At 40.5% G+C, this 6,786-nt stretch carries 6 protein-coding genes; 2 read left to right on the top strand and 4 right to left on the bottom strand.

What is annotated here, in order from left to right; all coding sequences use genetic code 11:
* The 3 genes from EWM59_RS26960 to EWM59_RS26955 all read right to left on the bottom strand — a co-directional run.
* Positions 1-970 (bottom strand): IS4 family transposase (locus tag EWM59_RS26960; protein WP_165372273.1); only part of this gene is annotated, 970 nt, incomplete at its 3' end.
* Positions 967-1,131: a hypothetical protein gene (locus tag EWM59_RS27925; protein WP_165372164.1), complete on the bottom strand. Its 165-nt coding sequence runs from the start codon at positions 1,129-1,131 to the stop codon at positions 967-969. The genes EWM59_RS27925 and EWM59_RS26960, both read right to left, overlap by 4 nt.
* A 119-nt stretch (positions 1,132-1,250) precedes the next feature.
* Positions 1,251-2,153 carry a carboxypeptidase-like regulatory domain-containing protein gene (locus EWM59_RS26955; RefSeq protein ID WP_130024310.1) on the bottom strand — a complete coding sequence of 301 codons (903 nt, stop codon included), beginning with the start codon at positions 2,151-2,153 and terminating at the stop codon, positions 1,251-1,253.
* Positions 2,154-2,506: 353 nt separating this feature from the next.
* On the opposite strand from EWM59_RS26955, the gene EWM59_RS26950 reads away from it, so the two are divergent.
* Together EWM59_RS26950 and EWM59_RS26945 are read left to right on the top strand one after the other, a co-directional pair.
* Complete coding sequence (locus EWM59_RS26950) at positions 2,507-3,889, top strand: apiosidase-like domain-containing protein (protein WP_130024309.1); 1,383 nt, start codon at positions 2,507-2,509, stop codon at positions 3,887-3,889.
* A gap of 460 nt (positions 3,890-4,349) precedes the next feature.
* Complete coding sequence (locus EWM59_RS26945; RefSeq protein WP_130024308.1) at positions 4,350-5,225, top strand: Nif3-like dinuclear metal center hexameric protein; 876 nt, start codon at positions 4,350-4,352, stop codon at positions 5,223-5,225.
* Positions 5,226-5,317: 92 nt separating this feature from the next.
* Here EWM59_RS26945 and EWM59_RS28730 read toward each other — a convergent pair.
* The coding region (locus EWM59_RS28730) for a collagen-like domain-containing protein (protein WP_207220070.1) at positions 5,318-6,786 on the bottom strand (1,469 nt) is incomplete at its 5' end.

Here is a 6,786-nt window from a genome sequence, read left to right as displayed (position 1 = left end):
TTCTTAATAAACCAATCGCTATTAAACTCAATAGACTGATGGTATTAAAGAGTGCTTGTGGGGATTGTAATTGTCTTTGTTGGATACTACAACCCGTTTTGAGACATTTATGAAAATCTTCACAGGTAGTCCATCTGCGGGTATAGGTATCAATAATAGCTACCGCCTCTGCTAAAGTCTTTACCGGCACATTGGTAAGTATCATCCAATGGGCTAAGTCTTGTCCTTTGATAGGTTGAAGTTGCTGCAAGGTGAGTACATAAATAGGTTTAATTAAATCCTGTAAGTCAACTTTTGCAAAAGTAATCTGACACTCACATAGGTGTGCTTTGCCTTTGGCATCTAAGAGCGAACGTTCAACAATCCCACCAGGGGTTAAACTTTGCAAATAGGGCTTCAGGGTTTGAGTACTGTTTTTGAGTTTACGGTCATGTCTGCCATTGATAATAAAGAGTTGTCGATGGGTAAGTGCATAATTGAAGACCTCTGCCACATCAGCTTCTTTATCAGCTACTTGTACAACCGATATACCCGTTTTACGTCCATATTTACGGGCAAAATCAATGGCTTCAATCCATTTAGCACTCTCCTTTTCTTCAAAAGGACGCAGGTGTCTTTGATGACGTTTACCATAATCATCCCTATCTCTTTGTATGAACTCTTGGATGGGTAAGCCTAAAGGTACATAATGGTTGTCTGTCAGAATACCATTATGTATTAATACTCCATTATCGCTTCCGGTTTGAAGGTAGCCTAAATCCATCTGACGGGTAGGATAATTGCCCACTGTACTATCCTGAAACAGATAATAATATTGTTTCTTATCTGGTAAGGACTGTGTCAGAGAATACGCAATCAACCCTTTACGATAAGACTTAATAATATCCGCACAGTTAAGCTCGCTATTATTCACTAAACGATAGAGTCCTTTCAAGGCATATTGATTTTTGAAAACATGAGGAAAACTCAAGCTACTATCTGTCTTAAATAGTTCAGATTGGCAAAAAAACACCTTTTATTCAGACGTTTATCGCCAAAACGATAATGTTGCATCTGATAAGAAATCACCGATTCTATTACCATATAATATTCTGTTTTGGTCTCTATGTCAAAGAACGTAATTTTTTGCAAAAATACCCAACTTATGGGTAAGACACACATTATAACAGAGCCTATTATCCCTACAAAACCTTACTGATACTATATTAAATTGTTTTTTAAAGGTGAATAGGGAAGGCTCCGGGATAGAGTTAGGAGACTTTTCGCTTATCATCATTCTTCAACCGTTGTCTTTTAAAACGATAGCCAAATTCTTTGCCAATTCCGAGACTTAATTCTGAAAATGGTTTAAGTTGATAATATTTGATGAAAAAACTAAAGCGCCTATGAGATTGAGTAAATTGCCCCTGCCATTCGACTTTATTTCTGAATATAGCTACTTTGCCTGAAATGAGACCAGAGGAAAACCTCCTTATTCCAATATAAGTATCTAACCCAAATACTGGCCCATTTACAGATTGCTTATCGCTACCTGAATGAAGATTACCATACCCTGCCGTAACGTTTAAATAAGGTAAGAACCAAAGTCGTTTTCCAATATTAAAGTCAGTTTCAAAGGTATAGGCTTTAGCGTGGAAGTTATTATGATAGGAAACTTCACGATAGTGCCATCGGGCATGAATATTAAAATTACATTCCAATACCAAATTTTTAGCCTCAATTTCTGCATTTAAAAACTGATTACTACGTAAATTGGACTGAAAACTAAAATTTCCAGTTATTGTGCCTTCTCTATAAATAAGAGGGAGTGCAAGATACAATTGCCCTCCGACTGGATTATTCAGTACGCCGCTATTGGCATAAACACCTACTTTTTGCGCACCAAAGAAATGATTGGTACAATCATATTTGATTTTGACAAGAATTTTTGAAGCACCTTTTAAAGTGTATTCTTGTGTAATCGTCCCTATCATCGAAAAAACTAAGGTAGCATTGGCATCAGAAACAATTATATAAAATGTGCCATCTTCATTGGAATAAGTTGCATTTTTTGTGCCTTTTTCAATGATTTGAATCCAAGGCATAGGTGATTTATCCTCACGATTGATTACTTGTCCGGTAACAACTATCTGGCACCAGACATTTGTGGTCATGAGTAAGAGCAAAGAGACGAAAGTAAACTTTTTTATCACAGACGTAAAGATTAGTAAACTAAAGACGAGAAATTCAATCGTTTTGCTTTGAGAAGATAATCACCATAATAAATTTGTCGGAATTGGTAGAGACGCCAGGCATGGCGTCTCATAAGCCTGTGAATAGAGAAAACTAATTAATTGGTGCTAAAAAATAGCTGCTCGAATAATGTTTATTGGATAGCATATACCTTTGGAGACGCCATGCATGTCGTCTCTACCCAATATGCTGATAAATTACCAATTAAACCGCTTTAGTTTGGCATTTCCACACTTTTTCTTCATATTTAATAGGAAATTACAACACAAGCCCTATGAAACGCCTATTCTTTCTGATTCTTTTTCTAAGCCAGACTTTTAGTATTTTAGCTCAGCAGACAACCGCTTTTCCATTAAAGCTGAGTGAAAACAAACGGTATCTGCTCGATACAAAAGGGAAGCCGTTTTTAGTAAAAGAATTTTCGGCATGGGGAGTGATACAAGGGCTTTCGGAGAAAGATGCCGCTGCTTTTCTGGATAGTATCAGCAATGAAGGTTTTAATACAGTAATGGTTTCGGTTGTAAGCAATGCTCCGTCTCAGATGGGAGGGAACCCGCCTGAGTGGCAGGGGATTTCGCCATTCACTACTCAATGGGATTTTTCTACGCCTAATGAAGCCTATTTCAGGCATGTAGACAATTTCTTTAGTATGGCAGCGCAAAAAGGTATGTTTGTGATGGCACTTCCGTTTTATATGGGTTATAGAACAGATGGCTCGCAGGGGTGGTGGGATGAATTACTGAATGTGAATAATAGTCCGGCCAAGATGACCCAATACGGAGAGTTTATAGGTGAGCGGTATAAAAATACGCCGAATGTGATGTGGGTAGCCGGTGGCGACAATAATACAGACGGTGATTTTTATGCCTACGAGATAAACATGATAAAGGCGATTAAAGCTAAAGCACCGCATCAGTTATGGACAGGACATTTTGATTGTAATTTGTCGAACTTCTGGTCAACACAAAATCCATTGTATGCAGATTTGATGGATATTGATGGCGAATATGTCTGGACGGAGTCGTTGCTATTTGAGCAAGGCCCTCAGTATGTTTCTGAACTCAGGCAGTATAAAAAAGGCAAGATGATTATGCAGTTGGATTTGAGTTATGAACATGATGTGCCACACTATGCCGATAATGAGAATTACCAGTGGATGCGCCGGAAAATGTATGAGGGTTTGCTGAGTGGTTGTGCAGGTACTTCGTTCAGTTCGGGAGAGATTGATAATCAGTGTTATAGTTTTAAAAACTGGCGTCCTTTGATGAATACGCGAGGTATGAAACAGGTAGCGCATTGTTTTCAGTTGTTTGATGCTTTGCCCTGGCATACGTTTGTGCCGGACGAAACCAGTGAGATTATATTATCGGGTAGGGGAGAGTTGGGATCTTTAGACTATGTTTGTGCGGCTTTATCGGCAGATAAAAAATATTATGTGATGTATATTCCTAAAGGACATACGATTAATGTGAATGTAAAAACCATGTCAGGGAACCCGATGCGGATGCACTGGTATAATCCGGGCACGGGTCAGGCATTGAAAATAGGTACGGTGCAACCCAGAGAACGTTTTGGCATAGTGCCACCCACAGAAGAAGACTGGGTAATTGTTTTTGACAATGACAAGGATTTTAAAATGCCGAATGTAGGGAAGTGAGGAGGAGGATTATTATGAATTTTTTAAATATTATTAGTTTACTGATGTAATTGACATTTCTTCCATTATTGATTTAAATAATGGGTATGTCTTATATTATTTTTTTTTCATAGTCTCGGGATGTTACTTTTTGGAGCTGCAAAAAGTAACCCAGACTGAGCGTCCAAAAAGCAGCCCATCATTCAAACTCACGCAATTAAAAAATCTGATAAACTCTTCCCTATTCAAAATTACTCTCATGATTTTTAATTGCGCTCAAACAGGAATGACGTAATAAGGATACAATTTTTAGTTGTTATTTTTAATTGTATTGAAGTATATACTATTCTGCGTTATTATAAGTTTTTGTTAAATTCATGTAAAGCAGTGAAAAGTAATATATAAGTATAGCTGATTTATCAAAAAAACATATCTTAGCCTGATAATTACTCTATTCAAACCCCCACATTCTCCCAAAACCATGAAAAGAACCGAATTTATACAGAAAAGTATTCAAGGATTAATAGCATTAGCTCTTTTAGAAGCGGTCTCTACTAATGCCTTTGGAGCAGATAAGCTGACAGTTCAGCAAATTATTGATACAATTCTGAAAAATTATTCCGGTGAACCTATCAAAAACACCAACGATACCATTAAAGCCGGAAGCGCAGATTTGATAGTAACAGGTGTAGTTACAACCATGTTTCCTACTGTAGAAGTAATCAGAAAGGCGCATGAGATAGGAGCTAATTTTCTGATTGTGCATGAGCCTACTTATTATAATGGCAGTGATAACAAAACCTTGGTGGCGAATAATACACAAGTACAACTGAAAGAAGAACTATTGCAAAAACTGAATATGTGTATCTGGCGTTTTCATGATTATGCCCATGCCATGCGTCCGGATTTTGTGAGTTATGGCGTGGTGAGAAGTGTGGGTTGGACGAAATATTATGAGAATGCCCCTATTTTGAATATCCCTGAAATTTCTTTGAAGAATATTATTCAGCTATTTAAAAAAGGATTGAGAATAAATCATATACGGTATATTGGTAAGGATGACAAACCTTGTAAAAAAATAGCATTATTGCCCGGTGCCTGGGGTGGTTCAAGGCAAATGTCCATTTTAGTTAATCAGAAGCCTGATGTAATTATTGTAGGAGAGGCGGTAGAATGGGAAACCGTAGAGTTTATCAGAGATTGCCAGAGCCTGGGGCATGAGTCTGCCCTGATTGTTTTAGGTCATAGTGTAAGCGAAGAACCTGGAATGTTGTATTTTTCTGAATGGCTCAGAACGAAAATTTCCGACCTTAAAATTACGCATATTCCGTCTAATGACCCTTTTAAGTGGGATTAAGAGATAAGTTTTAATTGATATACCAAAAATTTAACACAAAAAACCGCCCGACAGTAAAATATCGGGCGGTTTTATTTATGTAAGGATGCGCATTAATACAGATTTTCGGGATTAGCAATAGTGATTATTTTGATTTTTCCGGCAGTACCATTATTAGCATCGATTACTCCGGCACTTGAGCCAATACCACCACTGCCACCGTCACCACCACATCCTCCGCCAGCACCTCCAAAAGATGAGTTATTGTTGTTGACATCATTACCACCTTTTAAACCTCCTGAAACAGTAATAGTACCCAGTTGATTTACGGCAGTTCCGGCCAGGATGACAATTCCACCACCTCCACCACCGCCCCCTACACGGGTGTTGGTACTGGTGCTACTGCGAATACCATTTGAGCCATTGCCTCCATTTGCAGTTAAGGTGCCAGATTGAGAAATAGTGTTCTTAGCCAGAAGTACAATTATTCCGCCGCCACCACCACCGCTTCCCGTAAGAGCAGCGTCTGACGTAGCACCTGAATTTGCGTTACCTCCGATGGCCTCAACTCTTCCACTTGAAGATACGGTAATGCTACCTTTAGAATAAATGGCAAATGTCCCACCACCTGCACCTCCATAGTTCAGATCACCCGATGAACTGTATCCTCCGGCTGCACCACCATATAAAGGGATATTAATCAGGGTAGGGATACTGGCTTCGTTTATTGCCTTTGAATAATTGGCACCGTTAGTGGCAAAGCTTCTGGCAACCCCTTTATCGCCAGGCAGTGCAAAGGCAGGTTCTACGCCACTCACAACTATGGTTCCATTAATGGTAACAATACCCGTGCTTCTTAGCTTTGTTCCGGTAGGAACTGTAAAGGTTACTCCGGCATTGACAGTTATGCTCGAAAACTGATAATTGAATGAGGCAGGCGGAGAAGTAACCCAGTTGGTATTACTTGAGATAATTAATGCGCCTGCCGAACCATCTCCATAAACATTTACTGTACCTGAACTACCCGACTCTGTTGGCCCTGTAGCCCCTGTAGCTCCGGTTGCACCAGTTGATCCTAATGTAACCCATTGTGTATTATAGTCAGCATCATCAATTTTTGCTAATACCTGACCAGTCGTTCCTCCACTTGGTACACCCTGCCCGACAGGTCCTGTTGCACCAACAGACCCTTGCGGCCCTTGCGGCCCTTGCGGCCCCTGCGGCCCCTGCGGTCCGGTTGCTCCTGGTAGCCCTGTGTAACCAGTTGGCCCTATGTAACCAGTTGGCCCTGTAACTCCATCAGCACCCGTTGGTCCGGTTGCTCCGGTTGCCCCTGTCGGTCCTGCTACACCTTGTGGACCTGCTATCCCCTGTGGTCCTTGCGGGCCCGTAGCACCTGTTACGCCTGTCGGTCCTACTACTCCTTGCGACCCTTGCGGACCTGCTATCCCTTGCGGACCCGTAGCACCTGTTACGCCTGCTGGTCCTGTAGCTCCAGTTGCCCCTCTTGCGCCTGTGGTTCCTGCTATCCCTTGTGGACCCGTAGCACCATTAGCTCCAGTTGCTCCTGTCGGTCCTGCTA

Origin of the sequence: Emticicia agri (genome assembly GCF_004168285.1) — a bacterium.
Classification (GTDB): domain Bacteria; phylum Bacteroidota; class Bacteroidia; order Cytophagales; family Spirosomataceae; genus Emticicia; species Emticicia agri.
This window is presented reverse-complemented; position numbering and strand designations above follow the sequence as displayed.

Bases quoted from the DNA above. Each gene is read 5' to 3' on its own strand.
- EWM59_RS26955 (WP_130024310.1), bottom strand. From the start codon at position 2,153: ATGACCACAAATGTCTGGTGCCAGATAGTTGTTACCGGACAAGTAATC.
- EWM59_RS26950 (WP_130024309.1), top strand. From the start codon at position 2,507: ATGAAACGCCTATTCTTTCTGATTCTTTTTCTAAGCCAGACTTTTAGT.
- EWM59_RS26945 (WP_130024308.1), top strand. From the start codon at position 4,350: ATGAAAAGAACCGAATTTATACAGAAAAGTATTCAAGGATTAATAGCA.